The sequence below is a fragment of the Paenibacillus yanchengensis genome (assembly GCF_042684845.1).
Classification (GTDB): Bacteria; Bacillota; Bacilli; order Paenibacillales; family Paenibacillaceae; genus Pristimantibacillus; species Pristimantibacillus yanchengensis.
Genome location: NZ_JBHUMH010000012.1, coordinates 115,962 through 142,408, shown reverse-complemented (window position 1 = coordinate 142,408; position 26,447 = coordinate 115,962). Strand labels below are relative to the sequence as shown.

General features: G+C 39.5%; 32 protein-coding genes. All 32 read left to right on the top strand.

Features of this window, described 5'->3' with window-relative positions; translation table 11 throughout:
- On the top strand, positions 1-1,041 hold the full coding sequence (locus ACFSTH_RS04395) for an NAD(P)H-dependent glycerol-3-phosphate dehydrogenase (RefSeq protein ID WP_377771685.1): 1,041 nt from the start codon (positions 1-3) through the stop codon (positions 1,039-1,041).
- 80 nt (positions 1,042-1,121) lie between these two features.
- Entirely contained in the window at positions 1,122-1,394 is a 273-nt protein-coding gene (locus tag ACFSTH_RS04390) for a stage VI sporulation protein F (RefSeq protein ID WP_377771683.1), read from the top strand.
- A gap of 134 nt (positions 1,395-1,528) precedes the next feature.
- Entirely contained in the window at positions 1,529-1,708 is a 180-nt protein-coding gene (locus tag ACFSTH_RS04385) for a DUF2768 family protein (protein WP_377771681.1), read from the top strand.
- A 59-nt stretch (positions 1,709-1,767) separates the two neighbouring features.
- Positions 1,768-2,064 carry a 2Fe-2S iron-sulfur cluster-binding protein gene (locus tag ACFSTH_RS04380; RefSeq protein ID WP_377771679.1) on the top strand — a complete coding sequence of 99 codons (297 nt, stop codon included), beginning with the start codon at positions 1,768-1,770 and terminating at the stop codon, positions 2,062-2,064.
- Positions 2,065-2,115: 51 nt separating this feature from the next.
- Positions 2,116-2,703, top strand: a complete 588-nt coding sequence (locus ACFSTH_RS04375; protein ID WP_377771677.1) for a hypothetical protein — start codon at positions 2,116-2,118, stop codon at positions 2,701-2,703.
- A 17-nt stretch (positions 2,704-2,720) separates the two neighbouring features.
- A complete protein-coding gene (locus ACFSTH_RS04370) occupies positions 2,721-3,065 on the top strand; it encodes a 2Fe-2S iron-sulfur cluster-binding protein (protein ID WP_377771675.1) in 345 nt (114 codons plus the stop codon).
- A 22-nt stretch (positions 3,066-3,087) separates the two neighbouring features.
- Positions 3,088-3,855, top strand: coding sequence for a hypothetical protein (locus ACFSTH_RS04365; RefSeq protein WP_377771673.1), 768 nt, complete (start codon positions 3,088-3,090; stop codon positions 3,853-3,855).
- Between the two features lie 264 nt (positions 3,856-4,119).
- Positions 4,120-5,598 (top strand): stage IV sporulation protein A, encoded by a 1,479-nt coding sequence (gene spoIVA, locus ACFSTH_RS04360; protein WP_377771671.1) that lies wholly within the window; start codon positions 4,120-4,122, stop codon positions 5,596-5,598.
- A 199-nt stretch (positions 5,599-5,797) separates the two neighbouring features.
- A complete protein-coding gene (locus ACFSTH_RS04355; RefSeq protein ID WP_377771669.1) occupies positions 5,798-6,109 on the top strand; it encodes an HU family DNA-binding protein in 312 nt (103 codons plus the stop codon).
- Positions 6,110-6,275: 166 nt separating this feature from the next.
- Positions 6,276-6,497 (top strand): trp RNA-binding attenuation protein MtrB, encoded by a 222-nt coding sequence (gene mtrB / locus ACFSTH_RS04350; protein WP_377771667.1) that lies wholly within the window; start codon positions 6,276-6,278, stop codon positions 6,495-6,497.
- 159 nt (positions 6,498-6,656) lie between these two features.
- A complete protein-coding gene (locus ACFSTH_RS04345) occupies positions 6,657-7,211 on the top strand; it encodes a hypothetical protein (protein WP_377771665.1) in 555 nt (184 codons plus the stop codon).
- A gap of 120 nt (positions 7,212-7,331) precedes the next feature.
- Positions 7,332-8,192, top strand: coding sequence for a heptaprenyl diphosphate synthase component 1 (locus ACFSTH_RS04340; protein WP_377771663.1), 861 nt, complete (start codon positions 7,332-7,334; stop codon positions 8,190-8,192).
- Positions 8,193-8,208: 16 nt separating this feature from the next.
- Complete coding sequence (locus tag ACFSTH_RS04335) at positions 8,209-8,916, top strand: demethylmenaquinone methyltransferase (protein WP_377771661.1); 708 nt, start codon at positions 8,209-8,211, stop codon at positions 8,914-8,916.
- Positions 8,917-8,920: 4 nt separating this feature from the next.
- A complete protein-coding gene (locus tag ACFSTH_RS04330) occupies positions 8,921-9,799 on the top strand; it encodes a UbiA-like polyprenyltransferase (RefSeq protein WP_377772053.1) in 879 nt (292 codons plus the stop codon).
- Positions 9,790-10,410: a UbiX family flavin prenyltransferase gene (locus tag ACFSTH_RS04325; protein WP_377771659.1), complete on the top strand. Its 621-nt coding sequence runs from the start codon at positions 9,790-9,792 to the stop codon at positions 10,408-10,410. Before ACFSTH_RS04330 ends, ACFSTH_RS04325 begins: the two co-directional genes overlap by 10 nt.
- Positions 10,407-11,255 carry a menaquinone biosynthetic enzyme MqnA/MqnD family protein gene (locus ACFSTH_RS04320; protein ID WP_377771657.1) on the top strand — a complete coding sequence of 283 codons (849 nt, stop codon included), beginning with the start codon at positions 10,407-10,409 and terminating at the stop codon, positions 11,253-11,255. The genes ACFSTH_RS04325 and ACFSTH_RS04320 overlap by 4 nt, the downstream gene beginning before the upstream one ends.
- Before the next feature lie 4 nt (positions 11,256-11,259).
- The gene (locus tag ACFSTH_RS04315; RefSeq protein WP_377771654.1) at positions 11,260-12,231 is read left to right on the top strand and encodes a polyprenyl synthetase family protein; all 972 of its coding nucleotides are present in this window, start codon (positions 11,260-11,262) and stop codon (positions 12,229-12,231) included.
- Between the two features lie 43 nt (positions 12,232-12,274).
- Positions 12,275-12,718: a nucleoside-diphosphate kinase gene (gene ndk, locus ACFSTH_RS04310; RefSeq protein WP_377771651.1), complete on the top strand. Its 444-nt coding sequence runs from the start codon at positions 12,275-12,277 to the stop codon at positions 12,716-12,718.
- Between the two features lie 21 nt (positions 12,719-12,739).
- On the top strand, positions 12,740-13,522 hold the full coding sequence (locus tag ACFSTH_RS04305; RefSeq protein ID WP_377771649.1) for a CheR family methyltransferase: 783 nt from the start codon (positions 12,740-12,742) through the stop codon (positions 13,520-13,522).
- Positions 13,523-13,576: 54 nt separating this feature from the next.
- A complete protein-coding gene (gene aroB, locus ACFSTH_RS04300; RefSeq protein ID WP_377771647.1) occupies positions 13,577-14,674 on the top strand; it encodes a 3-dehydroquinate synthase in 1,098 nt (365 codons plus the stop codon).
- Positions 14,675-14,676: 2 nt separating this feature from the next.
- Positions 14,677-15,045 carry a chorismate mutase gene (gene aroH / locus ACFSTH_RS04295; RefSeq protein ID WP_377772051.1) on the top strand — a complete coding sequence of 123 codons (369 nt, stop codon included), beginning with the start codon at positions 14,677-14,679 and terminating at the stop codon, positions 15,043-15,045.
- A 342-nt stretch (positions 15,046-15,387) separates the two neighbouring features.
- Positions 15,388-16,962 (top strand): anthranilate synthase component I, encoded by a 1,575-nt coding sequence (gene trpE / locus ACFSTH_RS04290; RefSeq protein WP_377771645.1) that lies wholly within the window; start codon positions 15,388-15,390, stop codon positions 16,960-16,962.
- Positions 16,962-18,056: an anthranilate phosphoribosyltransferase gene (gene trpD, locus ACFSTH_RS04285; protein WP_377771643.1), complete on the top strand. Its 1,095-nt coding sequence runs from the start codon at positions 16,962-16,964 to the stop codon at positions 18,054-18,056. The genes trpE and trpD overlap by 1 nt, the downstream gene beginning before the upstream one ends.
- Entirely contained in the window at positions 18,013-18,798 is a 786-nt protein-coding gene (gene trpC / locus ACFSTH_RS04280; protein ID WP_377771641.1) for an indole-3-glycerol phosphate synthase TrpC, read from the top strand. Before trpD ends, trpC begins: the two co-directional genes overlap by 44 nt.
- 8 nt (positions 18,799-18,806) lie before the next feature.
- Complete coding sequence (locus tag ACFSTH_RS04275) at positions 18,807-19,568, top strand: phosphoribosylanthranilate isomerase (RefSeq protein ID WP_377771639.1); 762 nt, start codon at positions 18,807-18,809, stop codon at positions 19,566-19,568.
- The gene (gene trpB, locus ACFSTH_RS04270) at positions 19,568-20,761 is read left to right on the top strand and encodes a tryptophan synthase subunit beta (RefSeq protein ID WP_377771637.1); all 1,194 of its coding nucleotides are present in this window, start codon (positions 19,568-19,570) and stop codon (positions 20,759-20,761) included. The genes ACFSTH_RS04275 and trpB overlap by 1 nt, the downstream gene beginning before the upstream one ends.
- Positions 20,758-21,567 carry a tryptophan synthase subunit alpha gene (gene trpA / locus ACFSTH_RS04265; protein WP_377771635.1) on the top strand — a complete coding sequence of 270 codons (810 nt, stop codon included), beginning with the start codon at positions 20,758-20,760 and terminating at the stop codon, positions 21,565-21,567. Before trpB ends, trpA begins: the two co-directional genes overlap by 4 nt.
- 215 nt (positions 21,568-21,782) lie before the next feature.
- Complete coding sequence (gene hisC / locus ACFSTH_RS04260) at positions 21,783-22,877, top strand: histidinol-phosphate transaminase (protein WP_377771633.1); 1,095 nt, start codon at positions 21,783-21,785, stop codon at positions 22,875-22,877.
- A gap of 4 nt (positions 22,878-22,881) precedes the next feature.
- Positions 22,882-23,973 carry a prephenate dehydrogenase gene (locus tag ACFSTH_RS04255; protein WP_377771631.1) on the top strand — a complete coding sequence of 364 codons (1,092 nt, stop codon included), beginning with the start codon at positions 22,882-22,884 and terminating at the stop codon, positions 23,971-23,973.
- A 409-nt stretch (positions 23,974-24,382) separates the two neighbouring features.
- Positions 24,383-24,979: an RNA polymerase sigma factor gene (locus ACFSTH_RS04250; RefSeq protein WP_377771629.1), complete on the top strand. Its 597-nt coding sequence runs from the start codon at positions 24,383-24,385 to the stop codon at positions 24,977-24,979.
- A complete protein-coding gene (locus ACFSTH_RS04245; RefSeq protein WP_377771627.1) occupies positions 24,976-25,587 on the top strand; it encodes an anti-sigma factor family protein in 612 nt (203 codons plus the stop codon). The genes ACFSTH_RS04250 and ACFSTH_RS04245 overlap by 4 nt, the downstream gene beginning before the upstream one ends.
- A 68-nt stretch (positions 25,588-25,655) precedes the next feature.
- Positions 25,656-26,243, top strand: a complete 588-nt coding sequence (locus tag ACFSTH_RS04240) for a histidine phosphatase family protein (protein ID WP_377771625.1) — start codon at positions 25,656-25,658, stop codon at positions 26,241-26,243.
- Positions 26,244-26,447 lie beyond the last annotated feature (204 nt).

The window sequence follows — 26,447 nt, the reverse complement described above, 5'->3', positions numbered from 1 at the left end:
ATGGAAGCTCAGGAAGATAGTTCAAATCGTATACATCGTCGTGTAACTGTATTAGCCGCTGGTAGTTGGGGAACGGCACTCGCTATGGTATTAGCTGAAAATGGTTTTCAGGTAATGCTGTGGACGCGTTCAGAAGAACATGCAGCAGCTATGAACAAACAGCGTAAAAATGAAAAATATTTACAAGATGTGATGCTGCCTAATAATATTACTGCCACTAGTAGTTTGGAGGAAGCTATTGCTGCTAGTGAACTGGTGTTATTCGTATCGCCTTCAGCAGCTATGCGTCAAGTTGCTCAGGCAGCTAGTCCTTATATTAAGGATGAAATGTTGATCGTTCATGCGACGAAAGGCTTTGAAGCTGATACATTGAAACCAATGAGTATAGTGCTGGCGGAAGAATTACAGCGACCAGTAGAGAACATTGTTGTTTTATCAGGTCCAAGTCATGCAGAAGAAGTCGTTCGCCGTTTGCCAACTACAGTAGTGGTGGCAGCAGGCGAACTAGTTTGTGCAGAACGAGCGCAAGATGCGTTTATTAATACAGCGTTTCGTGTTTATACTAATCAGGATGTAGCTGGTGTAGAAATCGCGGGAGCATTAAAAAACATTATCGCATTAGGAGCTGGCTTGTCGGATGGCTTGCAATATGGTGATAATGCTAGAGCTGCACTAATGACCAGAGGATTAGCTGAAATTGTTCGTTTAGGTGTGCAGATGGGAGCGAATCCGTTAACCTTTGCAGGTCTTGCTGGTGTAGGTGATTTAATTGTTACTTGTACGAGTAAACATAGTCGGAACTGGCGTGCGGGCTATAAATTAGCGCAAGGCGAGTCGCTGAGTGATGTTTTACATACGATGGGGATGGTTGTAGAAGGAGTAAAAACGACGCGTGCAACTTACCAATTAGCGGAGAAGTATCAAGTAGAAATGCCAATTACAACACAATTGTATGAAGTGCTGTTTAACGGTAAGCAACCTAAATTAGCTGTGGAAGCATTGATGGGTAGAATTAGAACTAACGAAATTGAACAATTCTAATGGGTTCTTGCCTACACCTAATCCGCTCTTTTCTCATATGATGTGAGTAATGCATCGGACTGAGAAGGGTGGAGCGACAAATGGCAAGTAATTCAAAAGATGTGCTTGGAGAAATAAAAAAACGTACAGGTAAAAGTATTTCACCTACTGCAGTCAATAAATTGGCAAGTAAAGTAGATGCTTCTACACTCACTAATGAAGCGGAGCTTAGAAAGTTAGTGAAAAGTGTTGCAGCAATGGCGAAAGTAAAAGTTACGGAATCTACTGTCAATGATATTGTGAAAGCAGTGAAATCTAGTGGGATGAAAACTTCTCACTTGGAATCGCTTATTAATATGATGTTGAAAAAATAATAACAAATGTGACAAAAGTAGTAACGTTTAAAAAACGTACATCTGCTTTTGTCCTTTTTTTTTGCAAATGCTATAATAGAGGATGGTTTATTGTATGATGATAAAAAAATGAGATGAAGTGGGAGATAGATGCTATGGATCCAATGCAAAAAATGTGGATTTCCTTTCTAGGAATTGGTTTAATGGCTGTGGCTGCACTTGTAATTACAATTGCTAGAACGAAAACAAAAGGTATTTTAAAAATTATATTATCTATTGTAGCTTTTATCATGTTAATCTTAGGCTTTATCTATGGTTTTTTCTCTATATTGTAACAAAAGGGTACAGACAAATTACATAACGAAGTATGAGAAGTTAAAGGAGATCGAATGCAATGATTGAACTAACTGGACGAACGATTACAAAAGAGGTTGAAGCCGAAGAAGGATTGTCCATTCTTGATTTAGCCATTAAAAATAAAGTAGATTGGGGCTATTCTTGTACTCGAGGTACTTGTGCGCGTTGTCGCTGTTTAGTGCTAGAGGGAGCAGAATATTTGGAAGAAATAACAGATGCAGAATGGGATCGATTAGAACCGGAAGAGTTCGATGAAGGATTCCGACTGGGATGTCAAACGGTAATTAAAGCGAATGCAGGAACGATTAAAGTGAAAAATAAAACGTATTTTTAAATGAGCTGTTGTACAGTTATTAGTCATCAAGGAAAAGGAAGTGTAGGTAAGATGGAATCTGCTCTAATATATGACGCCATAGCGATACTAGTGAATCGATTAGACGATGCCAAACACACTCACCCATGGGTCATTGGTGGAAGTACAGCTCTTATGTTACGCGGGCTTGCACTTACACCGAGAGATATTGATATTTATTGTGATTTAAATAGTGTGAATTTTTTGTGTGAACGGTTAAATGATTATATGGTGGAAGCGCCTAACTATAGTGTAACGAATATTTATTCATCTACGCTTGCACGCTTTCAGATAGCAGGAGTTTCTGTAGAATTGGTTGGTGATTTTACCGTTCGAACTGCTTGTAGCAGTTACCACATTCAAGTGGAGCAGCTGCTATCTCCTTATAGTGATACTATAACTGTACCTGCTTGTACGGAAAGTACTGCGTTACCATTAGTGCCGCTGGCTCATGAGTTATTGTTCAATTATTTGCGTGGACGTGAAGATCGATTGCTTCAAGTTACCTCTATATTTCAAAAACAATACAATACCCATTTTCCAGCTTTTAAAGCATTAGTAGGGGCAAATGTATTATCAGAAGCAGACAGAATTCACTTACATCGGATCATTGCTATTTAAGAAACGGAGGGCTGAAAATGGATGCCGAGATAACATTCTGGCCATCAGGTCGTAAAGTTAAAGTGAAGCAAGGGACATCTGTTTTAATGGCTGCCAGACAAGCGGGTGTATTAATATCTACACGTTGTGGCGGCAATGCGGCTTGTTTCTTATGCAAAGTGCAACTGTTACCGAATAATGAGGTCATGCCAATGAATGAGGTAGAGCGTAGAAAGCTTGGGAATCCAGAAACAGCAAAGTTTCGCCTTGCTTGTCAAGTGAAAGTAACAGGAAAAGTAGAAGTCGAAGTACCACCAGATCCGTTAAAAGCGGCTGTGGCGCGACAATTGGCAAAACAACAAGAGGAAGATTTATTGTGGTAATGGAATGGAGCTGATAGTTATTTTGAGTAAAAATCGAAGATTAGCAATACAAAAGAAAATCTTACCTGTTGCCTTGTTATCGATTTTAATCGTTGTAACCCTTTCAGGGTGTTTGTACCCTAAGGAACGAATAGAACAGCAGCAAGGGGTGTCGAGAGACGTTGTACGCAACGTGCAAGCTGTTGTTGACGACTATCAAGCTGAAACAGGCTTACTACCTATTTTAAACAGTGCTAAAATGGTTCCTCGTTTTGAAAAATTTCAAATGGATTTCGTTAAATTAAAGGAGAAAAAATACATAAGTGAAATTCCAAAAGCTGCATTTGAAGTTGGAGGCTCCTATTATTTTTTAATTATTGATGCTGAAACTAATCCACAAGTGAAATTAATGCATTTGCCAACGATTCAAAAAGTGAACGATCTGCAAAATAAAGTATTAGAGTATTGGCAGAAAAATAAACATTTACCGCAAAAAGAAGAACAGTATGCCGGTTTCTACGTGATTGATTACGAAAAGCTTGGCATGAAGGCTCCTGCGATCAATAGTATCTTTACGAATCAAAGTCAAGAACTGCTAGTAGATAAGGCAGGAAATGTTTATGTGGATTATGGACCAGATATTATGCAGTTAATACTCACTCAACAAATATCAGATGATCAATTAGTAGGTGATTTAAGAGAGTTACTATTGGAGCATTCTGATTATGTGCCAGTTCGGGCACCAGCGTACTTGTATCAAAATAATGAGCCAGTAGCGATGCTTGATCGTCATATGCCAAAAACAGAATAGTGCGAAGAACAGTTGTACAAAGTAAATCTTTGTTCAGCTGTTTTTTTATTAATGGAGTCATAGTTTCCATATTATCTACATATATTTCAATCTTGGAAGGGCAAAAAAAAGTGTTTAATATTTTATGGACATAATCAGCATAATTGGACAGTCTCAACATATGATATTACTAGTCCTAAAAGTATGTACGAGTTGCGTCGCTGGCCTGCCCTCTTATCCGGTGGATGGCGGCGAACCGGAAAACCAATCAGGAGGGGATATTCAGTGGAGAAAGTGGACATTTTCAAGGACATAGCCGAACGTACCGGCGGGGATATTTACCTCGGCGTAGTCGGAGCAGTCCGGACAGGCAAATCTACCTTTATTAAACGATTCATGGAAACAGTTGTATTACCGAACATTCCAAATGAATCTGAACGGGTCAGAGCCGTCGACGAACTGCCGCAAAGCGCCGCAGGCAAAACAATAATGACAACCGAGCCGAAATTTGTACCTAATCAGGCGGTACAGCTTCTTGTTACCGAAGGGCTCGAAGTGAATGTTAGAATGGTAGATTGTGTTGGCTACGCTGTGGAAGGTGCGAAAGGGTATGAGGATGAAAATGGTCCTCGTATGATTACAACACCATGGTTTGAAGAACCGATACCATTCCAAGAAGCAGCTGAAATTGGTACTCGTAAAGTCATCCAAGAACATTCTACGCTTGGTGTTGTGGTAACTACTGATGGCAGTATCGCTGAAATTCCGCGTAGTTCATATGTGGATGCAGAAGAACGAGTCATTGAAGAACTAAAAGAAGTAGGTAAACCATTTGTCCTAATTATTAATTCAACTCATCCGCGTAATGAAGAAACACAACAACTGAGAAGTGAATTGCAAGAAAAATATGATATTCCAGTTATGGCTTTAAGTGCTGCAACGATGGGTGAAGAAGAAGTCATGTCCGTACTTCGTGAAGTGCTGTATGAGTTTCCTGTTCATGAAGTTAATGTTAACCTGCCAAGCTGGGTTATGGTATTACAAGAAAATCACTGGTTGCGTAGTAGTTACGAAACTTCTGTACGTGATACAGTGAAAGATATTCGTAGACTGCGTGACGTAGATCGTGTTGTTATGCAATTTATGGAGTACGAGTTTATTGATCGCGCTGGTCTGAGTGGTATGAATATGGGACAGGGAGTAGCAGAAATTGATCTGTATGCACCTGACGCTTTATACGACGAGATTTTGATGGAAGTAGTAGGAGTAGAGATTCGTGGAAAAGATCATCTACTACAACTAATGCAAGACTTCTCGCATGCCAAACGAGAATATGACCGTTTTGCTGAAGCGCTCGAAATGGTCAAAACGACTGGTTATGGTATAGCAGCACCTACACTTGCTGAGATGGCGCTTGATGATCCAGAACTTATTAGACAAGGTTCAAGATTCGGTGTTCGCTTAAAAGCGACAGCTCCATCTATCCATATGATTCGTGTAGACGTAGAGTCTGAGTTTGCTCCGATTATAGGGACAGAAAAGCAGAGTGAGGAATTAGTCCGATACTTAATGCAAGACTTTGAAAATGATCCAATTAAAATTTGGGATTCCGACATATTTGGTCGCTCTTTACATTCTATCGTTCGCGAAGGCATTCAAGGTAAAATAGCGATGATGCCTGACAATGCACGATATAAGCTGCAAGAAACGTTAGGTAGAATTATAAACGAAGGATCTGGTGGATTGATCGCCATTATTCTGTAACGCAAAACGAGTCAAGCTAGAAACTGGACATATCGTCCTAGTTTCTAGCTTTTTCAAGTTTTCAAAGTTAGGGCTTGAATTTGGCTAATAGCTGTATTACTATAAGTTTGTTCGGTTAACAGGTATATATTTCAACAATTCCGTTAATAAGATGAATATGATGGTTTTTTCTGCATCACGCCTTATTTAACAAAACACCGTGCAATATTTTTTATATACACAAGGAGGTGAAACCATGAACAAAACAGATTTGATTGCCAAAGTTTCTGAAAGCACTGAACTTTCTAAAAAAGATGCAACAAAAGCAGTTGATGCTGTTTTCGAGGCAATTGCAGAAGCGTTGCAAAGTGGAGATAAAGTACAATTGGTTGGTTTTGGTAACTTTGAAGTTCGTGAACGTCAAGCGCGCAAAGGACGCAACCCACAAACAGGTGAGGAAATTGATATAGCTGCAAGCAAAGTGCCTGCATTTAAACCAGGAAAATCACTTAAAGATCAAGTTTCTCAATAATAAGCAAGTAAGAAGCGCTTGAACGAACTTCGTTCAGGCGTTTTTTTGCGAATGAATGAGTTTGCAAGATACAAAGTGTTACGTGACTAGAATACTATTTGCACTATTAGAAAAGTTGCACTATAATTCACATGGGAAGCAGCATAATGGTGTGGGAGGTATAACAATGGAGCCTAATCATGGTGATTACGTAATTGTTAAAGCAAAAGAACAAGGTGTACAAGTGATTGGCCTTACTCGTGGACACGATACAAAATTTCATCATATGGAGAAGCTGGACAAAAATGAAGTATTGATTTGTCAGTTTACAGACCATACATCAGCAATTAAAGTTCGTGGTAAAGCAACGGTGATGACTAAATATGGCAATATTGAAACAACAGAATAAGTGTTGTCGGAAGCAGGCATAGCCTGCTTTTTTTCTGATTTGTTTAGAGACCGCATAATGTCTCCATGATGCTCGTACAATAGTAATATCCAAATATAATTAATTTGTATGAAATGTATTTTATTTGGAATGAAATCGGTACAAGGTGGAGGTTTTATTATGCGGAGGTTACAATGGTTCGTTTCAGCAATGCTAATTACGATTATAGGAACGATGTTACTCGTCATATTAAGTCCAGCAATAAAGAAAAACAGCTCACCTATAGGTGCAGTCCATAAAGAAGTATTTAGTTATGATACCATTCAACATTTGAATAATTATAATATTGTAGATTGGATTGTAGGATTGTCGTTACAGCAAAAGTTAGGTAGAGTAGAATGGTCTAATCAATTGTTAATTATTGAATTACATGTGGACATCATTCATTTGCAACCGGATGAGTGGTTGAAGGATGTACAGCAGCTAGTGGAGGCAAGCTTCAAACAAGTGACTAATGTGGAACGGATTTTAATTCGATTATTAGAACCGAAAGAACTGAATCGGCAGTTATTAGCTACGGTTGATGTAAGGAAATCGGATAGCTGGATCAATGAACCGGAAACGATGGAACAACTAAAATATCGCAATCCGTTATATGATCCTATTTGGCGAGAAAGACTTCGGATAAATGTAACATCTTTGTGGAAAGAGAAGTTCGGAGTGCCTAGAATATAAAACGAATGTTTCTTTTTTAAAACATCGTGTCGCAATCGTATGCTCTTTAAAAAAGTTATGCTATAATAGTTTAGATTATGGAGCGGTGATTATAGCTACTTGGCTTCGGAGGAAGTTATAATGAAAAATTATCGAATTCCGCAGTTAGCGGATAAGTATACGAATTTTGATATGATTCGTACATATACAACATTACCACCTTTGGCAAACCCAAGATTATGTTTACTACAGGCTGTATTAGACGAAGGTGGTACAGAGTTGCAAAAAAGTGAACTATTCGCGTTGGCAACAGCACTTGTTCAGCTAGCGATGGATACACATGATGAAATCTCTGCACAATATGAAGATCAACGTCTAGAAAAAGATATGCGCTCAACGCAGTTAAAAGTACTCGCCGGAGATTATTTTAGTGCACGATTTTATTACTTATTAGCAAAACAAGGAGAAATAGCTTTAATTGCTAAATTGAGTGGTGCAGTCAGTGAAGTTAATCAACTGAAAATGGATTTGTACTTTAATTCACAAGAACAAGTAATGACGGTAGAGGACTACATAACTACAGTAGTAGAAATTAAAAGCAGGCTATTTTTACAGTTTTCCGATTTATTGACGGGATTAACAGCAAACCTATGGCCTGAAATCATTCGTACCATCAGTAAATTAGAGATCATCACTGGCGAGTATGAGCGGATGAACCAGCTAGATAGTTTTCAGGATAGTTTAATTTACTGGCATTTGTTGGAGCAGATGGATAGTTCGGACAAGCAAGCTATTTTAGCGCAGGTCAATGAAAGTAAATTAATGCAATGGATAGAGCAATATCAGATCAAGCTATGGTTGGAGCAACTACTAGAAGAAACATGTAATCAAGTAGAGCGTTTATGTACAGAGCTAGGGGCTGTAAAGATTGTTTCGCATTTACAATTTCTAACAGAAAAACTGTGCTCTAAGACAAACGGCATCCAAGTGGCTGTACAATAATAGTGGGGTGAATGTAATGGGCACACATCCGAAAAGTCATGTGCACGATTTGTTTGAATCGATTGCTCCAAAATATGATTTCATGAATGATTTGTTGAGTTTTCGCAGACATAAAGCATGGCGCAAATTTACGATGAAAAAGTTGGCGTTAAAACAAGGTGATCGTGCTTTGGATGTATGTTGCGGAACGTGTGACTGGACAATTGCTTTAGCTGAAGCGAGTAAAACAGGCGATATTATTGGGCTTGATTTTAGCGATCAGATGTTAGCAGTTGGCAAGTCAAAAGTGAAAGAGGAGCAATTGCATGATCGTATCCAGCTAGTGCAAGGAGACGCAATGCAACTACCGTTTGATGATAATAGTTTTGATTTTGTTACAATTGGTTTTGGATTACGTAATGTGCCAGATTATGATCAAGTGATCCGCGAAATGTATCGTGTAGTAAAGCCAGGTGGAAAAGTAGTTTGTTTAGAATTATCGAAACCGACATTTTTACCGTTTCGTGCCATTTATTATTTATATTTTGAACGAATACTTCCATCTATTGGGAAGATAGTAGCCAAACGTTATGAAGAGTATAAGTGGCTTCCAGAATCACTGAAGCAGTTTCCAGATGCGAAACAGTTGAAACAGATGTTTGAGCATGCTGGATTAAGGAATGTTACGGCAGATGCTCTAACATTTGGTATAGCTGCGCTTCATATCGGTGAGAAGGAGTTATGATATGATATTTCGGAAATTAAAAATTATATTAGAGATGATCAAGTTTGAACATACAGTATTTGCTTTACCATTTGCTTATATGGGGGCAATACTGGGTTCATTTTCACTCTATGGAACATTTCCTAACTGGGCTGATCTCGGTTGGATAACGATGGCGATGTTTGGAGCACGTAGTGCAGCGATGGCGCTTAATCGAGTTATCGACAAAGCGATTGATGCAACTAATCCACGAACAGCTAACCGGGCAATACCAGCAGGACTGTTGAAATCAGCAGAAGTTATCCTGTTTATTATTGTATCTTTTGGACTATTATTTTGGGCTGCTTCACAATTGCACCCTATTACGATGAAATTAATGCCGATTGCAGTTGTAATGCTCGTCCTGTATTCGTATACAAAACGTTTTACGTGGATGTGTCATCTTGTACTTGGCTTAACGATTGCGTTATCCCCGATGGGAGGATGGCTTGCTATTACTGGGCAAGCATCACCAACGATGTGGATTTTGTTTGTCGCAGTGGCACTATGGATTGCAGGGTTTGACATTATATATGCAACGCAAGATTTCGAATATGATCGGCGTACGGGTGTCCACTCGATACCAGCGCGCTTTGGTTTATCAGGTGCATTATGGATTGCTAGAAGTTTACATTTGATTACGGCAACTGGTTTTGTACTATTATCTTTTTTATCAGAATTAAGCTGGATTTATTTGCTAGGTGCTATAGTGTCCATTATGTTATTATTTTATCAGCACTGGATGGTTAGACCGTATGATTTATCACGGGTACCTACAGCTTTTTTTGGAATGAATGGCACATTAAGTGTGGTGTTGTTTATATTTACAATATTTGATTTGGCGGTGCTGCAACAATGGTCATAGACAAGAAAGTTAATCGCTGGATCGTAGGAATTACTGGTGCGAGTGGCGCTATATACGGTGTACGATTAATCGAACATTTATTACAAATGCAATATCAAGTTCATTTGGTAGTAACGGATGCTGGTTGGCGAGTCATAAAAGAAGAGCTAGGCATCGATGCATTGCGACGGGCGGTTACTCTTACGGAATTGTTCGGCTCAGCATTAGAAGATGGGCAATTGATTTACTACCCCAATGGTGATATCGGGGCTGCTATTGCTAGCGGCTCTTTTCAAAATGCGGGTATGATTATTATGCCTTGTTCTATGGGTACGCTGGCTTCTATTGCACATGGTATATCAAATAATTTAATGGCAAGAGCTGCTGATGTTGCGTTAAAAGAAAAACGAAGCCTAATTATTGTACCTCGCGAAACGCCGATTCATGCGATTCACTTGGATAATATGGCCAATTTGGCAAGGCTCGGGGTACATATTGTCCCAGCAATGCCAGCTTTTTATTTTGGCCCTCAATCGATGGATGATATGATTTCATTTATGGTAGGTAAAGTGTTAGACGCTGCTGGTATTGAGCATACTTTATATCGTAGATGGAAAGAGGAAGAACAATGAAGGATATTTCGAAAATGAGGATGGGGCAAATTATTTATGCAAATAGTTGGCCGTTATTTTATCAGTTAGAGCGAAGCTTGCCGAGTACATATGAAATGATAAGAGATATTCCTGTTTCATTGAATCGGATGCTTGCTTCTGGAGAGTTAGATGTCTCAGGCATCTCTTCGTTTTCATATGGGCAGTACGCTGACGATTATATATTATTACCAGAGTTATCCGTTGGCTCGGTAGGTGAGGTTAATTCCATACTGTTATTTTCAAAAGAGCCGTTGGAAAAAGTACGACCTCGGACAGTAAGTCTATCTTCTAGCTCAGCTACATCGGTTAATTTATTAAAAATTATGATGCAGCTTCGCTATGATTGTTTACCTGAATATGATGTATCATCACAATCGTTAGAACAGATGTTATCGCAGTCCGATGCAGCTTTATTAATTGGTGATCCTGCCATAGTCGCTGCGCGAAAGTATAAGCAGTTACATATTGTTGATTTAGGAGCTGCATGGCATGAGTGGACGGGGTTAGGTATGACCTATGCTGTAGTTGCTGCTCGTAAACAAGCTTATTTGCAACAAAAACCTTTGCTAGAACAACTACATGAAGCATTATTAATTAATAAAACTAGAAATAGTAAAGATCTGTCCGCAATCATTAATGATGCTTGCTTGCAACTTGGTGGAGATCGTGCATATTGGACACGATATTTCTCATGTTTACAATTTGATTTTAATGAACAATTACAAGAAGGATTAGCGCTTTATTATCGTTATGCGCAGCAGTTAGGCTTTTTATCATCTGCTGTTCCGCTTACATTTTTGAACGACAAATTGCCAAATAGGTGAAAGCATGAAACTATTAGACTTATACGCCAAGTTAAAAGGCGATCTTAATTACATAGAGCAAGAATTGGAGAAGGCGGTAAGTGTGGAACACCGCTTGCTGAGCGAAACGTCATTACATCTGCTCAAAGCAGGTGGAAAGCGACTTCGACCTGTCATGATTTTGCTAGCCGGCAAGTTTGGCAATTACGAACTGGACGTTTTGAAAAATATCGCCGTACCATTGGAGCTCATTCATATGGCTTCATTGGTTCACGATGATGTTATAGATGATGCCATGTTACGTCGGGGACAACCAACAGTGAAGGCAAAATGGGATAATCGGATCGCTATGTATACTGGAGATTATATTCATGGTAAAGCGCTCACGATTGCAACCAAACTGGAAAATCCGCTTATTCATCAAGTATTAGCGAAAGCTATTGTTCAAATGTGTATTGGTGAGATGGAACAAATTAGAGATTTCTTTAATGTGGACCAAACGATTCGTAACTATTTACTTCGGATTAGAAGAAAAACAGCTTTACTTATCGCAGTAAGCTGTCAATTAGGAGCGCTCGCAGCGGATTGCTCTCCTAGAGTGATCAATGCATTATACAGCTATGGTTATAATGTTGGTATGGCATTTCAAGTTAGAGATGATTTACTCGATTTATATGGTACCGAAAAACAAATCGGGAAACCGCCCGGCTCTGATTTAAGACAGGGAAATATTACATTGCCAGTAATTATTGCTCTACAAGACCCACAAGTGCGAACTAACCTCTTATCTGAGCTTGCTCACATTCGTACACAAAAAGATGCTGATTCTAAGCAAGCGGTTGCGCTTGTCAAAGCAAGTAATGGCGGTAAATTTGCAGAGCAGTTAGCAGATCGTTATATCGCTAAAGCACTTCATGCCATAACAGTATTGCCTAATATATCTGAAAAGAAGAATTTAATAGACATTGCTCATTTTGCAGGGAAACGTAGTTTCTAACGAGGCAAATGAGTCAAACGAGCGAACGAGAGGATGTATTTGAGTGGAAAGAACGTTTATTATGATCAAGCCAGATGGCGTACAGCGCGGATTAATTGGAGAAATAATTAGTCGTTTTGAAAAAAAAGGACTACAATTATTGGCAGGTAAATTTCTACAATTAGATGAGGAAGCTGCTAAGAAGCATTATGAAGAGCATGAGGGAAAATCATTTTATGATCCGCTATTGGAATTCGTAACTTCTGGACCAGTGTTTGCTATGGTATGGGCTGGCGATAATGTCATTGCATTAACTCGGGCTATTATCGGTAAGACGGATGCCGTCACAGCAGCTCCTGGTACGATTCGTTCTGATTATGCCGTACATACTAACTTTAATTTAGTGCATGGATCAGATAGTGTAGAAAACGCAGAGCGAGAAATACCGATCTATTTTAGTGAACACCAAATTGTGTCCTACGAACATACGATACAGCGCTGGATTTAATGCTTTTCAGGGGGAATAACGATGGAAGAGCTTGATTTTGATCAGTTTATTACATTTATAAAAATGAAAACTAATATTGATTTGGCGCAATATAAAGAAGTGCAGATGAAAAGACGTCTGACGACGCTTCGAGATAAGCGGGGCTTTTCTAGTTTTAAACAGTACAGTGAAGCATTAGTGAATGACAAGCAATTGTTGGTTGAATTGTTAGATCGTATTACGATTAATGTGACGGAATTTTTTCGTAATCCAGCTCGCTGGGAAGTTTTATACAATCGTTTTTTACCAGAACTTATCCAACAATCGACATCTAGCAAATTAAAAGTATGGAGCGCTGCTTGTTCTACTGGAGAAGAACCATATACGTTAGCGATGCTACTTCATGAACTACAAGTTTTGCAGCGATCGGAATTGCATGCAACGGATTTAGATATACAAGCATTGCAAAAAGCGCAGGAAGCGATTTATGTTGATCGTTCTTTACGAGACACACCTCCTGCCTATGTTCAACGATATTTTGTGGAAGAAGATGGGCAATATCGCATTACTGATAAATTAAAACAAGCGATAATATTTCGACAACAAAATTTGTTAGCTGATACTTTCGAACGGAATTTTGATTTGATCGTATGTCGTAATGTCATGATTTATTTTACGGAAGAAGCAAAAACGATACTGTATACGAAATTTGCAGAAGCATTGAAACCAGGTGGTATATTATTTGTTGGAAGTACAGAACAGATATTTTCCCCCGCTCTATTTGGATTAGAAACAGCTGATACGTTTTTTTATCGAAAATTGTAATGATTGTGTTGGGGCATTCATGTCAAACTATAAAATGGTAAGTGGGGAATCGCAATGAGAGAACTGATAGTTGAACTCGGTGAACGATCTTACCCGATCTATATTGAAGCGGGTTTGTTAGATCGAATGGCAACTATTTTTATGGAACATGCTATTAGTAAAAAGTCACCGATATTAATTGTAACGGATACGAATATCGCTCCACTTTACTTGAGTAAAGTGGAAAAGCATTTACAACAATATGGATTTATCGTACATTCAGCAGTAGTGACGGCTGGAGAAGCTGCTAAGTCGCTTACTAATTTAGAGTCTTTAGTAGGTTCTGCTTTAGAGTTCGGACTTGATCGTCGTTCTGCTATTGTTGCGCTTGGTGGCGGAGTAGTTGGCGATTTAGCTGGAACACTAGCAGCAACGTATATGCGTGGAATTTCGTTTATTCAAATTCCAACGACGATATTGGCTCATGATAGTAGTGTAGGTGGTAAAGTTGCTGTCAACCATCCACTTGCCAAAAATATTATTGGCGCTTTCCATCAGCCACAATTCGTATTATATGATTTGAATACGATTCAAAGCTTGCCGCTTCGTGAAGTCAAAGCTGGGCTTTCGGAAGTAGTGAAACATGGGTTTATTTGGGACGAGTCGTTTGTTAGTTGGTGTGAAGAAAATGTTTCTAACTTACTGCAATTGGATGCGGAATCGCTTGGCTATGCGTTGTACAACGGTTGTAGTGTGAAAGCGAACGTTGTATCGCAAGATGAGCGAGAAAATAGTTTGCGAGCTATTTTAAATTTAGGGCATACGATTGGTCATGCGCTGGAAGCGGTAGCTGGATATGGTGAGTTGCTGCACGGTGAAGCCATCTCGATTGGTATGGTAGGTTCAGCTATGTTAGCCGTTCGCTATGGTGTTGATGAGCAAGTATATACGAGAACTAAAGCGTTGCTTGAGCAGTTGGGATTACCGACTAGTATTCCGGCTCATTTTGATGTAGATGCTATTATGCGAGCGATGATGCACGATAAAAAATTCCGAGAAGGTCATATGGTTTTTGTTGTGCCAACGGCAATGGGAACAGTTGAAATTAAAGAAAATGTACCTGTAAGTTGGGTACGTGAAATTGTAGAGCAATTAAAACGGGAGGCATCATGATGATGGGTGTGAGAGGAATTAGAGGCGCTATCACGGTGGAAGCTAATGAAGCAAAGGAGATTGCAGCTGCTACATTAGAGTTAACACGAGCTATTGTAGAAGCAAATGCCATTGATCCGGTTGATATTTGTAGTGTATTGGTTACTGTAACGGCTGATTTGGACGATACTTTCCCAGCGCAATCGATTAGACAGCTTCCAGGTTGGGAGCTTGTTCCATTAATGTGTTCACTAGAAGTTCCTGTCAAAGGAAGTCTAGAGAAATGTATTCGTCTTATGTTATTAGTCAATACCGACAAAGGGCAAGCGGAAATCGAGCACGTTTATTTGCAAAGAGCGCGTATACTTCGTCCAGATTTGACGAAACAATAACAAAAAAATAGTGGTTGACGCATGCCATGAGATGTAATATAGTGGTTGATATAATACTTAACAGTTTAGTTTAGTGAATGATGAATGAGATAAGAGACCAGCGGAGTTTAGCCTAGCAGAGTAGAGCTTAGTTGAGATTAGTAATGTAGAGAAGCGTAGCATAGTGGTATTTATTGTTATATTCCACATCTTTGTAGATATTTGTCTACGTCTATTGTGGTATATATTCATGCTACTCAGATAGTTCCTACAGTTACTACCTATACTTCTACACTTGTAAGCTTCTGCGCTGGCAGAAGCTTTTTTAATGTTTTAACAATGTGATGATGGAGGTAGTAAATAATGACAACAACTTTTGAACAAGTCGAGCAGCTAGCTAAAACATATAATTTAATTCCAATTGTAAGGGATATGATGGCAGACACGGAAACGCCAATTCGGTTGTTTCAACATTTTTCTCAAGAAAAACATGCCTTTTTATTAGAAAGCGTAGAAGGTGGTGTCAAGTGGGCGAGATATTCATTTATCGGTACTGATCCATTCATGATGCTTCACGGTAAAGGTGATCAGTTAATGCTGACGCTTAACGGAAAGCAGGAGCAGATAGAAGGTAAACCGATTGAAACGTTAAAAGAAAAATTAAATGCGTTTCGTAGTCCTGCCTTACCAGAATTACCACCATTTACTGGTGGCGCTATCGGATTTTTCGGCTATGATTTGTTGCAGTATTACGAAAACTTACCGAAACATCAAGTCGATGATTTGCAAATGAATGATTTACAATTTATGTTTTGCGATCAGATTATAGTATTTGATCATTTTAAACAAAAGCTGCAAGTAATCTGTAATGCTCATATTGAACCGAATGCTTCGGCAGCAACGATCGAGGAAGCGTATCGTCAAGCGAATGTGAAAATAGATCAACTGATCGAGCGAATACAGCAGCCCGTTGTTATATCTGCCGCTTCTACGAGCAACTATGCTGCATTGCCAATCGATGTTAGTGAAGTACAATCGAATGTAACGAAAGAACAATTTGAAGCAAATGTGTTAAAGGCGAAAGAATATATACAGTCGGGAGATTTGTTTCAAGTTGTTTTATCACAGCGATTTAATATAGAAACTACGATTGATCCATTATTCGTATACCGGGTATTGCGAACGATGAATCCATCGCCGTATATGTATTATTTGAAAATGGATGAAGAAGTGATTGTCGGTACATCACCTGAAGCATTAGTGAAAGTAGATGGTGATCGAGTAGAAACTAGACCAATTGCGGGAACAAGACCGCGAGGAGCGACAGCAGAAGAAGATTTGCGATTAGAGGAAGAACTATTAGCGGATGAAAAAGAGATTGCCGAGCATGTGATGTTAGTAGATCTAGGTCGTAATGATTTAGGTCGAGTATCGGAGTACGGTTCAGTCGTATGTGATTCTTATATGGAAGTGGAACGATTTTCACACGTTATGCACATTGTTTCGAACGTATCTGGCAAGCTTCGTCAAGACAAAGACTTTTTCGATGCTTTTATATCTTGTTTGCCAGCAGGTACAGTATCGGGTGCTCCTAAACTAAGAGCGATGGAAGTGATTGCAGAACTCGAAACAGAAGCAAGAGGGGCATATGCTGGAGCGATTGGTTACTTAGGATTTGCTGGTGCGATGAATAGTTGTATTACTATTCGAACGATTATTTTTAAAAATGGTAAAGCATACGTGCAAAGTGGCGCTGGTATTGTCCATGATTCTGTACCAGAAAATGAATATTATGAAACGGTCAATAAAGCAAAAGCGATGCTTACCGCTATTCGAACAGCAGAACGATTGTTTGGGAAAGATCAAGCAAAAGCGAAGCCAACAGCTATCAATTCAGATTATGATACACAATTAACAGTTGAAGGGAGGAACAATTGATGAACATAGAACAGTCAGTACAGCCAATTACAATGCAGCAAGCACTGACAAAATTGATTGATGGTGAAGGTTTGAGCCGAGTAGAAGCAAATCATGTGATGAGTTTTATTATGCGTGGAGAAGCGACGTCATCACAGATTGGAGCAGTAGCAACAGCACTGCGGATGAAAGGCGAAACGAAAGAAGAAATTACCGGCTTTGCGCAAGCGATGCGGCAACATTCTAGCCATCTGACAACTAGTAATGAAGGGCTGCTTGATACATGTGGTACAGGCGGATCGGGGATTCACAAGTTTAATATTTCAACAGCGTCTTCGATTATTGCCGCGGCAGCGGGCATTCGCGTAGCTAAGCATGGAAATCGAGCAATGTCTGGAAAATCTGGTAGTGCTGATGTATTGGAAGCATTAGGGGTAAATATTAATCTGTCGCCAGAGCAAGCAGAAATTTGTTTGGATGATATCGGTATTTGTTTTATGTTTGCTCAGTTGTATCATCCTTCTCTTCGCCATGCAGCAGCTCCACGTAAAGAGCTGGGCATTCGAACAATTTTTAATATGCTCGGACCACTTACTAATCCGGCAGGTGCAGATCGTCAACTACTTGGATTGTTCGATCGTAATCGTACAGAAACAATTGCAGCCGTTCTTGGAGAGTTACAACTTAAAAGAGCATTGGTTGTCAGCAGTTATGATGGTTTGGATGAAATAAGTATATCTGCACCAACACAGCTGTCGGAATTGAAAGAAAATGGAACGATTGAAACGTATAGTATAACGCCGGAAGATTTGGGACTCAAGCGATATGACATTAATCAAGTGATGGGCGGTGACGCAACAGTTAATGCCGGATTAATTCAAGAAGTATTTGCTGGGAAACGACAGGATGCCTACCGTGATATTGTGCTAGCGAACGCTGGAGCGTGTATTTATATAGGCGGATTAGCAACATCACTGCAAGCTGGGGTGCAGCAAGCTGCCGCAGTAATAGATAGCGGTAAAGCAATACAAAAATTGGAGCAGTTAATATTAAAGACGAAGGAGCATGAACATGTTTCTAGACAAAATAGTAGCAACGAAGCAACAGGAAGTTGAGCAGTTAGCGGCAACCTTTCATAGCAGTGAGATCGAAAGAACAATTAGCAATCTGGAGCAATGTCGTTCATTTGAGCAGGCATTATTAGCAGGTAATCGTCATTACCCGTTGGGGCTAATTGCTGAAGTGAAAAAGGCATCACCATCCAAAGGGTTAATTCGAGCTGATTTTGACCCTGTACAATTAGCAGTGACATACGAGCAAGCAGGGGCTGACTGTATTTCGGTATTAACAGATGTTTCTTATTTTCAAGGGAGTAATCAATATTTAACGGCTGTTCGTGAAGCTGTTACATTGCCACTATTACGAAAAGACTTTATTATCGACTACCGACAAATATATGAAGCAAGATTGATTGGTGCCGATGCAGTTTTATTAATTGTTGCGATATTGACGAAAGAGCAATTAAAAGAATATTATCATTTGGCTAAATCGCTCGGTCTTGATGTTTTGGTGGAAGTGCATAATCAAGCAGAACTCAATACAGTGCTGGAGCTTGATATATTTACTTTGATCGGGGTTAACAATCGCGACTTAAAGTCATTTCACACCGATATTAAAACGACAGAGTTATTAATAGCTGATATTCCAAAAACAGCGACGATTATTAGTGAAAGTGGTATATCTGGACGTAGCGAAATGACTTATTTGCAATCTATTGGAGCTGATGGTGTACTAATTGGCGAGCATTTTATGCGACAACCTAATGTACTGGAAGCTGTACAGACGTTAATGAGTTAGGAGTGTCTATGATGGAAGCTATGCCGATACAGAACGATCAGCGCTGCCGAATTAAAATATGCGGTTTTAAACATATCGAACAGATGAAACATATAACAGAGCTAGACGTTGATCAAATCGGATTTGTCTTTGCTAAAAGCAAGCGACAAGTGACAATGGAGCAAGCGAGAGAAATGGCAGAAGCATTGCGTAATGGTCATTCTAATCAAAAGCTGCCAGGCTTCATTCCACAAATCGTTGGTGTGTTCGTCAATCATCCGCTTGATCAGTTGCAACAAATCATTGACCAGGTGAAGCTGGATGTCGTGCAATTACATGGTAATGAGTCACTTTTATATATGGAACAACTGAAACAAAATAATCCCGAGCTTATCATTTGGAAAGTTATTTCGGTAGAGGAAGAAATAGTAGCTATTTTGGATGGCGAATTCAAACATAATACAGATCAAACAGCAACTGAAAAAATGTTCCGTTTAGCATTGGAACAACTAGTTACTTATGTGCCTACTGTTGATGCTTATTTGCTAGACACGCCAGGTGGCGGCACCGGCAAAACATTTCGCTGGGATACCATCTCTGCTTATAGCCAAGCATGTCGGTCATTAGGAATACCGCTATATGTAGCCGGTGGGCTTCATCCAGATAATGTGGAGCAGCTGCTACAGCGCTATGCTGTTGATGGTGTTGATGTGTCGAGCGGTGTAGAAACAGATGGAGAAAAAGATTGGACTAAAATACATTTATTTGTGAGAAAGGTGAGAGAATCATAATGCAAGTACCTAATGAGCATGGTCGCTACGGTGTATTTGGCGGCAGATATGTACCAGAGACGTTGATGAATGCACTGCTTGAATTGGAATCGGCATATAATAAACATATTAATGATCCGAGTTTTCAAGAAGAAGTGAATTATTTGTTAAAGCAATATTCTGGTCGTCCAACTTCACTTTATTATGCGGAGCGATTAACGGAACGACTTGGCGGAGCAAAGGTTTATTTGAAGCGAGAAGATTTGAATCATACCGGCGCTCATAAAATAAATAATACCATTGGACAGGGTGTCCTTGCCAAACGGATGGGGAAAACGAAAATTATTGCTGAGACAGGTGCGGGGCAACATGGCGTTGCTTCAGCGACTATCGCAGCATTGCTTGGTCTTGAGTGCAAAGTGTTTATGGGTGAGGAAGATATGAAACGCCAGCAATTAAACGTATTTCGTATGCAGTTACTAGGTGCAGAAGTAGTACCGGTGACATCAGGAACTCGTACGTTAAAAGATGCATGTAATGAAACTTTGCGCTATTGGGTTAGTCATGTTGATGATACGTTCTATATACTTGGTTCTGTAACAGGTCCACATCCGTATCCGATGATGGTTCGCGATTTTCAACGTATTATTGGCGTGGAAGCGAGAGAACAAATATTAGCAGAAGCGGGACGTTTGCCGGACTATTTGGTAGCAGCTGTTGGTGGTGGAAGTAATGCGATCGGTTTGTTCCATCCGTTTCTAGAAGACGAAGGGGTACAGATGATTGGTGTGGAAGCAGCGGGTGCAGGTATCGATACAGAGCAACATGCAGCAACGATGACGAAAGGAAGTCATGGCGTATTCCAAGGTTCAATGAGTTATGTGCTGCAAGACGAGTATGGGCAAGTGTTGCCTGCTCATTCGATATCAGCAGGTCTTGACTACCCTGGTATAGGCCCGGAGCATGCTTATTTAAAAGATCTAGGAAGAGCGAAGTATGTTCCTGTCACTGACCAGGAGGCGCTTGATGCACTGCAAATGCTGGCACGTACGGAAGGGATATTGCCGGCATTAGAATCAGCTCATGCCATTGCACATACAGTTAAATTAGCGCCACAGCTATCTCCAGACAATATCATTATCGTTAACTTGTCAGGACGTGGTGACAAAGATGTGGAAGCAATTATGGGTTATTTGGGAGGTGCGCCACAATGAACTTAATCGACAAAGTATTTGCAGAGCTACAAGCAAAAAAAGAAACAGCACTTATTCCATTTCTGACGATGGGCGATCCCGATAAAGAAACGACGATTGATATTATTAAAGAAGCTGAGGCAGCAGGCGCACATATTATTGAATTAGGCGTTCCGTATTCTGATCCATTGGCAGATGGTCCAGTTATTCAACGTGCTTCGCAGCGAGCGTTAATTTATAATATTACACTTGATGATTGTATGGAAATTGCGCAATCGGCTCGTCAGCAAGGGGTTAAACTTCCTTTTGTATTATTTACTTATTTTAACCCTGTGCTGCAATACGGAGTAGAGAGATTGATTGAAAAGGCAAAAGAAATGGATATTAGCGGATTGCTTATTCCTGATTTGCCGATTGAAGAAAATGCGGTAATTCGTAAGTTAACGGAGAAACATGGCATTCATTTGATTTCACTAATTGCTCCTACATCAGCTGATCGCATAGCAAAAATTGCTAGTGAAGCAGCAGGCTTTATTTATTGTGTGTCTTCACTTGGTGTAACGGGTGAGCGAGCAGACTTTCATCATGAGATTGATCAATTTTTATCGACGGTTCGCAAGCATGCGAACGTTCCGATTGCGGTAGGGTTCGGTATTTCCAGTCGAGAGCAAGTAGAGCGCTTTGAACCGTTGTGTGACGGTGTTATTATCGGCAGTGCGATTGTTCGCACCATCGAAGAAAATATTCCATTGTTACAAAGTAACGAACAACGTGCTACGGGGCTAAACAATATTAGACAATTTATTGCTCAATTTAAGCCGGAGTAAAAATAGCGTCAAAAGAAAAGTAACACAAAACCAGTAGCTGCGCTTCAAGTGCACTGTTACTGGTTTGTTTTCTGTACAAAGGTAGTTTGAAAGTCAAGGGGATCGTAAGGCTAGCACTATACAAATACTATCGACCTGTGAGACAATAGTTACTAGCCATTTTTTAAAATAATCGGTTATGAAGAATGTTATTACAATGAAGAGGTGAATGGCATATGCAGCCAAAATCAAATATTGTACATCTACCCGTATACAAACCAGGCAAGCCAATAGAAGATGTAAAACGGGAGCTTGGACTATCAGAAGTTATTAAACTTGCTTCGAATGAAAATCCATTTGGTTTTTCTAATTTCGCCAAATCAGCAATTCAAGAACAATTACAACAGATTAATTACTATCCAGATGGTGCAAGTGTTGAACTGACGAGTGCGCTAGCAACTCATTTGCTAGTAAAGCCAGAACAGCTTATTTTTGGAACAGGTTCGAGTGACATTATTTTAATGATCGCACGTGCTTTTTTGACGTTGGAAGACGAAACCATTATGGCCGAAGAAACATTTTCTCAATATAAACATAATGCAGAAGTTGAAAATGCAATTGTTGTTGAAGTTCCTTTAGTGGATGGTAAACATGATTTAGTTGCGATGCAAGCAGCTATTACAGAGCGCACGAAAATTATCTGGATATGTAACCCGAATAATCCGACAGGGACGATAGTTACCAATGAAGAATTAGTTGCTTTTTTGGACAAGGTGCCTGATCATGTGATGGTTGTTTTGGATGAAGCATATGGAGAATATGTAGAGGACCCGTCTTTTAGTAATGGAATACAACTATTAGACAAATACCATAATTTAGTTTTATTGCGAACTTTTTCGAAAATATACGGACTAGCTTCTTTACGAATTGGTTATGGTATCGGAGATCCAGAGATTATTGCTTATATTAACCAAGTGCGAGAACCGTTTAATACGACACGCCTAGCACAAGTTGCTGCCAAAGCGGCGCTTGCTGATGATGCTTTTTTAAGCTACTGTCGTGAACAAAATCGTGCAGGTATCGACTTTATAAATCAAGAACTAGAACGATTAGGGCTGGATTACTTCCCAGCACACGGAAACTTCGTTATGTTTGATGCAAAGAGAGCTTCGAGCGAAGTATTCCAATCATTACTGCAAAAAGGGATTGTCGCACGTGCGGGATGGAAAAATTACCCTAATTGGATTCGTATATCTGTCGGTACGATGCCACAAAACGAAAAGTTTATAGCTGCACTAGAACAAGTTTTGCAGGAAGTGACGGTGCAATAATAGCATGATAAAAGTTGCCATATTTGGAGTAGGCTTAATTGGAGGATCTTTAGCGCTTTGTTTTAAAAATGATCCTAATATACATGTGATCGGTTACTCTAATCGACAAAGTTCCATCGAGAAGTATTTGCAGCGTGGTGTCGTGCATAGTGCGACTACATCGTTAAAAGAAGCAGCCGAGCAGGCGGATTTTATCTTTTTATGTGTTCCTGTCGGGTTACTTGAAGAGTACATGATAGAGTTATCGAAGTGTGAGCTGAAGTCAGGGTGCATTATTACAGACGTTGGTAGTACGAAAGCTGCGGTAGCAAAACGGGCGAATCAATTAGCTTTTGCAGATGCTTATTTTATTGGTGGTCATCCGATGGCTGGCTCTGAGCGTTCTGGCGTAGAAGCTGCTTCCTCTCATCTATATGAGAATGCTTATTATATATTAACACCTGACAAACAAACGCCTGCGCTGGTTGTAGAGCGTTTGAAACAGCTATTGACTTTGACTAAAGCTAATATTGTTGTTATGGATGCGGATGAACATGATGAAGTAGTCGGGGCAATTAGTCATTTACCACATATGATTGCCGTTGCATTAGTTAATCAAATTCGTCAATATAACGAAAATAATGAATTATATGAAATGCTCGCAGCGGGTGGTTTTCGTGATATTACGAGAATTGCGTCGAGTGATCCTATCGTATGGCGAGATATTTTGTTGCACAATAAAGAAGTGGTTTTACGTTTATTGCACGATTGGAGCAAGCAAATGACTGATTTTGCATCAATTTTACAAAATGATGATGGAAAAGCAATTATTGCTGCATTCGAGCAAGCGGGACAATTTCGCAGTAAAATGCCTGAACGCCGCAAAGGAATTATTCAGTCTATTTATGATTGCTATGTGGATGTGCCAGATCATCCTGGTATTATCGGAAACATTGCAGGAGAACTAGGTAAACAGCGCATTAACTTGAGCAACATTCAAATTATTGAAAGTCGAGAAGATATACCCGGCGTATTGCGGCTTTCGTTTCATGATCAATTAAGTTTAGACCAAGCGATGGAGCATTTGCAGTCCATTGGTTATGCCGTTCATATGTAAATGATAAAAGTAACTGTTTTGAAATGAATAAATTTCAAAACAGTTGTTGACAAATTGGAAGCGTATACATATAATAAAAGTACAGTATGGTTTCTCTCCACTCCTATCCTAATATGAGTTACCCTATAATGGGCAACGAGTCGCAAATGATTTGCGGCTTTTTTTTTATTCTTTTATCGAAATAGGCGTAGTAGGTCTCATTAGATCATATAAATATAATTATGAGAATTGTTAAAAATGAATGATTTGTCGAAATAGGCAGGAATTTGCGTGGCAATATCGAATTTTATAATACTGGACATTATTTATTATATTATCGTTAACCGCAACTAATTCCCCTTAAAGCAGTATATACAATACATAGTAATGCTAGGGTAATCAATTGCAGGTGAAGGAGGGTTCGCCTGTCATGACTGATTCACAGTTAATACGTGAGATAAAGGATGGCAACGTTGAGCTCTACTCAGAGCTAATGAATCGCTATCAAAGAAAAATTATGGCTTTTATATATCATATGTTAAAGAGTGCTAAGCTTGAATTAATAGCAGAGGATCTTTGTTCGGAGACGTTTTACAAAGCTTATCGTAGTCTTCATTCCTTTCGTGAAGTTGATGCTTCATTTTCTACGTGGTTATATACAATTGCTCGTAATACAGTACTAAGTGAACTAAGAAAGAATAAGGCTGTTCAAGTGTCGATGGAAGATGCAGGTTATGAACCAGTAGAGTCAACAGAACTATTACCAGAACAACAGATGCTACGTAATGAAAGAATGGAAATGGTACGTGAAGCGATTAATAAACTACCTGATAAACAGCGTTCTGCATTAATATTAAGAGAGTATGATCAATTAGACTATCAAGAGATTGCAACAATTATGGGGCAAACAGTCAGCTCTGTGAAGTCATTACTATTTCGTGCCCGCGCGAGTATCAAAACACATTTGGAACCATACTTTGGTCAAACAGCGCTGTTGGAACAGTATGAAGGGATGGATTCGCGATGAACTGCGACGATGTGCAAACATTACTTGGCAGTTACATAGATATGTCGCTTGATGATGAGTTGAAGCAGTATATCGATGAACATCTTGTTCATTGCGATCATTGCTTAGAATATTATGGAAATATGGACGAAGAATTGTTTCAAATGGAATACGATAACCTCGAATCAAGCTACGATCCATTGGCTACGCCATCCTTAGACCGAATGAACGATAATGTAATGAAGCAGATTTTTCAAGAAGAAAGCTGGTTGGCTCCAACAACTGTAAAAAGCTATTCTTTTTCCAAATATTTTCGGCGTAATTTAGCTATCATTGTAACTGTATGTATGGCTATTTTAACAAGTGCATTATTCATGATGTTATTTAATCAGCAGCCGGAAAGTTTAGATATTGCGTCTATGTCAGGGTTCATGGATCCGTCACTTGCTTCTGCTGATCCAGCTCCGATTTCCGCTTCTTTTTATGCTGAAGTACCTGTTGCAAGCATCAGTGATCCGATCATTCTAACGCTGGTACCAACGTTTCCTCAATATTATATCGCTTTGTCCCTTATAGGTATTGTGATGGCATTATTGTCGCTTAATTGGATTTCAAGGACTCGTAATTAATAGTCCATAACAACGTTAGGAAAGAAATATGGGTGGATGATATTCCGCATCGAAGGAGGATTTTTTAGTTGAAGCTTGGGTTTGTTAGACATGGTGAAACAGATTGGAATAGGCAAGGAATATTGCAAGGACAAACGGACATTCCGCTTAACGAAACGGGAGTGTTACAGGCTCGGCAATTAGCAGAACGACTGGCGCAGGAAGAAGCAATTTGGGATGCGATTATAGCGAGTCCACTACAACGTGCTTACGACACAGCAGCCATTATTTCTGATAAGTTAAATATTCCACTATTAACAGCAGATACGCGATTACAAGAGCGGGGTTTTGGTTTGGTGGAAGGAACGAATGCTGAACAACGAGTTGCTCGTTTTGGAAAAGACTGGAGAGATAACGCTGTAAAAATCGGTATGGAATCCGATGAACAAATTTGGGATAGATTCCAATCGTTTTTAGCTGAGTTGCAGCAGGAAGAGCAACCGGGTAATCTGTTAATTGTTTCGCATGGCAGCTTTTTAGGTGCGGTATTACATCTACTTTGTACAAATTTAGAAGAGGAACGAATTGATAATTTATCCTATTCGATCTTTCAATGGGACAGTAGTCAGTGGTCACCTTTATTGTATAATTGCACACGTCATTTGAATAAGTTATAGCGAGGGGATGCCATAGTTGAGCATCCTCTTATTGTTATATCCATCTGTAACTATCCTTCGCTTTGATGCGTCCTCCATCTATCATTCTTCTGACTTCGTTAGCTGAGTCGTCTCAATATTATAAGGCTATTATGGTAATTTTCCTCATAAAAAAGACCTTCTTTCGTGGAATTCTTATTATCAATTTTGACAATCGTAGTTTGA

Excerpts from the sequence above, each read along its gene's own strand:
- ACFSTH_RS04395 (WP_377771685.1), top strand. The coding sequence starts at position 1 with ATGGAAGCTCAGGAAGATAGTTCAAATCGTATACATCGTCGTGTAACT.
- ACFSTH_RS04390 (WP_377771683.1), top strand. The coding sequence starts at position 1,122 with ATGGCAAGTAATTCAAAAGATGTGCTTGGAGAAATAAAAAAACGTACA.
- ACFSTH_RS04385 (WP_377771681.1), top strand. The coding sequence starts at position 1,529 with ATGGATCCAATGCAAAAAATGTGGATTTCCTTTCTAGGAATTGGTTTA.
- ACFSTH_RS04380 (WP_377771679.1), top strand. The coding sequence starts at position 1,768 with ATGATTGAACTAACTGGACGAACGATTACAAAAGAGGTTGAAGCCGAA.
- ACFSTH_RS04375 (WP_377771677.1), top strand. The coding sequence starts at position 2,116 with ATGGAATCTGCTCTAATATATGACGCCATAGCGATACTAGTGAATCGA.
- ACFSTH_RS04370 (WP_377771675.1), top strand. The coding sequence starts at position 2,721 with ATGGATGCCGAGATAACATTCTGGCCATCAGGTCGTAAAGTTAAAGTG.
- mtrB (WP_377771667.1), top strand. The coding sequence starts at position 6,276 with ATGGAGCCTAATCATGGTGATTACGTAATTGTTAAAGCAAAAGAACAA.
- ACFSTH_RS04345 (WP_377771665.1), top strand. The coding sequence starts at position 6,657 with ATGCGGAGGTTACAATGGTTCGTTTCAGCAATGCTAATTACGATTATA.
- ACFSTH_RS04340 (WP_377771663.1), top strand. The coding sequence starts at position 7,332 with ATGAAAAATTATCGAATTCCGCAGTTAGCGGATAAGTATACGAATTTT.
- ACFSTH_RS04335 (WP_377771661.1), top strand. The coding sequence starts at position 8,209 with ATGGGCACACATCCGAAAAGTCATGTGCACGATTTGTTTGAATCGATT.
- ACFSTH_RS04325 (WP_377771659.1), top strand. The coding sequence starts at position 9,790 with ATGGTCATAGACAAGAAAGTTAATCGCTGGATCGTAGGAATTACTGGT.
- ACFSTH_RS04320 (WP_377771657.1), top strand. The coding sequence starts at position 10,407 with ATGAAGGATATTTCGAAAATGAGGATGGGGCAAATTATTTATGCAAAT.
- ACFSTH_RS04315 (WP_377771654.1), top strand. The coding sequence starts at position 11,260 with ATGAAACTATTAGACTTATACGCCAAGTTAAAAGGCGATCTTAATTAC.
- ACFSTH_RS04305 (WP_377771649.1), top strand. The coding sequence starts at position 12,740 with ATGGAAGAGCTTGATTTTGATCAGTTTATTACATTTATAAAAATGAAA.
- aroB (WP_377771647.1), top strand. The coding sequence starts at position 13,577 with ATGAGAGAACTGATAGTTGAACTCGGTGAACGATCTTACCCGATCTAT.
- aroH (WP_377772051.1), top strand. The coding sequence starts at position 14,677 with ATGGGTGTGAGAGGAATTAGAGGCGCTATCACGGTGGAAGCTAATGAA.
- trpE (WP_377771645.1), top strand. The coding sequence starts at position 15,388 with ATGACAACAACTTTTGAACAAGTCGAGCAGCTAGCTAAAACATATAAT.
- trpD (WP_377771643.1), top strand. The coding sequence starts at position 16,962 with ATGAACATAGAACAGTCAGTACAGCCAATTACAATGCAGCAAGCACTG.
- trpC (WP_377771641.1), top strand. The coding sequence starts at position 18,013 with ATGTTTCTAGACAAAATAGTAGCAACGAAGCAACAGGAAGTTGAGCAG.
- ACFSTH_RS04275 (WP_377771639.1), top strand. The coding sequence starts at position 18,807 with ATGATGGAAGCTATGCCGATACAGAACGATCAGCGCTGCCGAATTAAA.
- trpB (WP_377771637.1), top strand. The coding sequence starts at position 19,568 with ATGCAAGTACCTAATGAGCATGGTCGCTACGGTGTATTTGGCGGCAGA.
- trpA (WP_377771635.1), top strand. The coding sequence starts at position 20,758 with ATGAACTTAATCGACAAAGTATTTGCAGAGCTACAAGCAAAAAAAGAA.
- hisC (WP_377771633.1), top strand. The coding sequence starts at position 21,783 with ATGCAGCCAAAATCAAATATTGTACATCTACCCGTATACAAACCAGGC.
- ACFSTH_RS04255 (WP_377771631.1), top strand. The coding sequence starts at position 22,882 with ATGATAAAAGTTGCCATATTTGGAGTAGGCTTAATTGGAGGATCTTTA.
- ACFSTH_RS04250 (WP_377771629.1), top strand. The coding sequence starts at position 24,383 with ATGACTGATTCACAGTTAATACGTGAGATAAAGGATGGCAACGTTGAG.
- ACFSTH_RS04245 (WP_377771627.1), top strand. The coding sequence starts at position 24,976 with ATGAACTGCGACGATGTGCAAACATTACTTGGCAGTTACATAGATATG.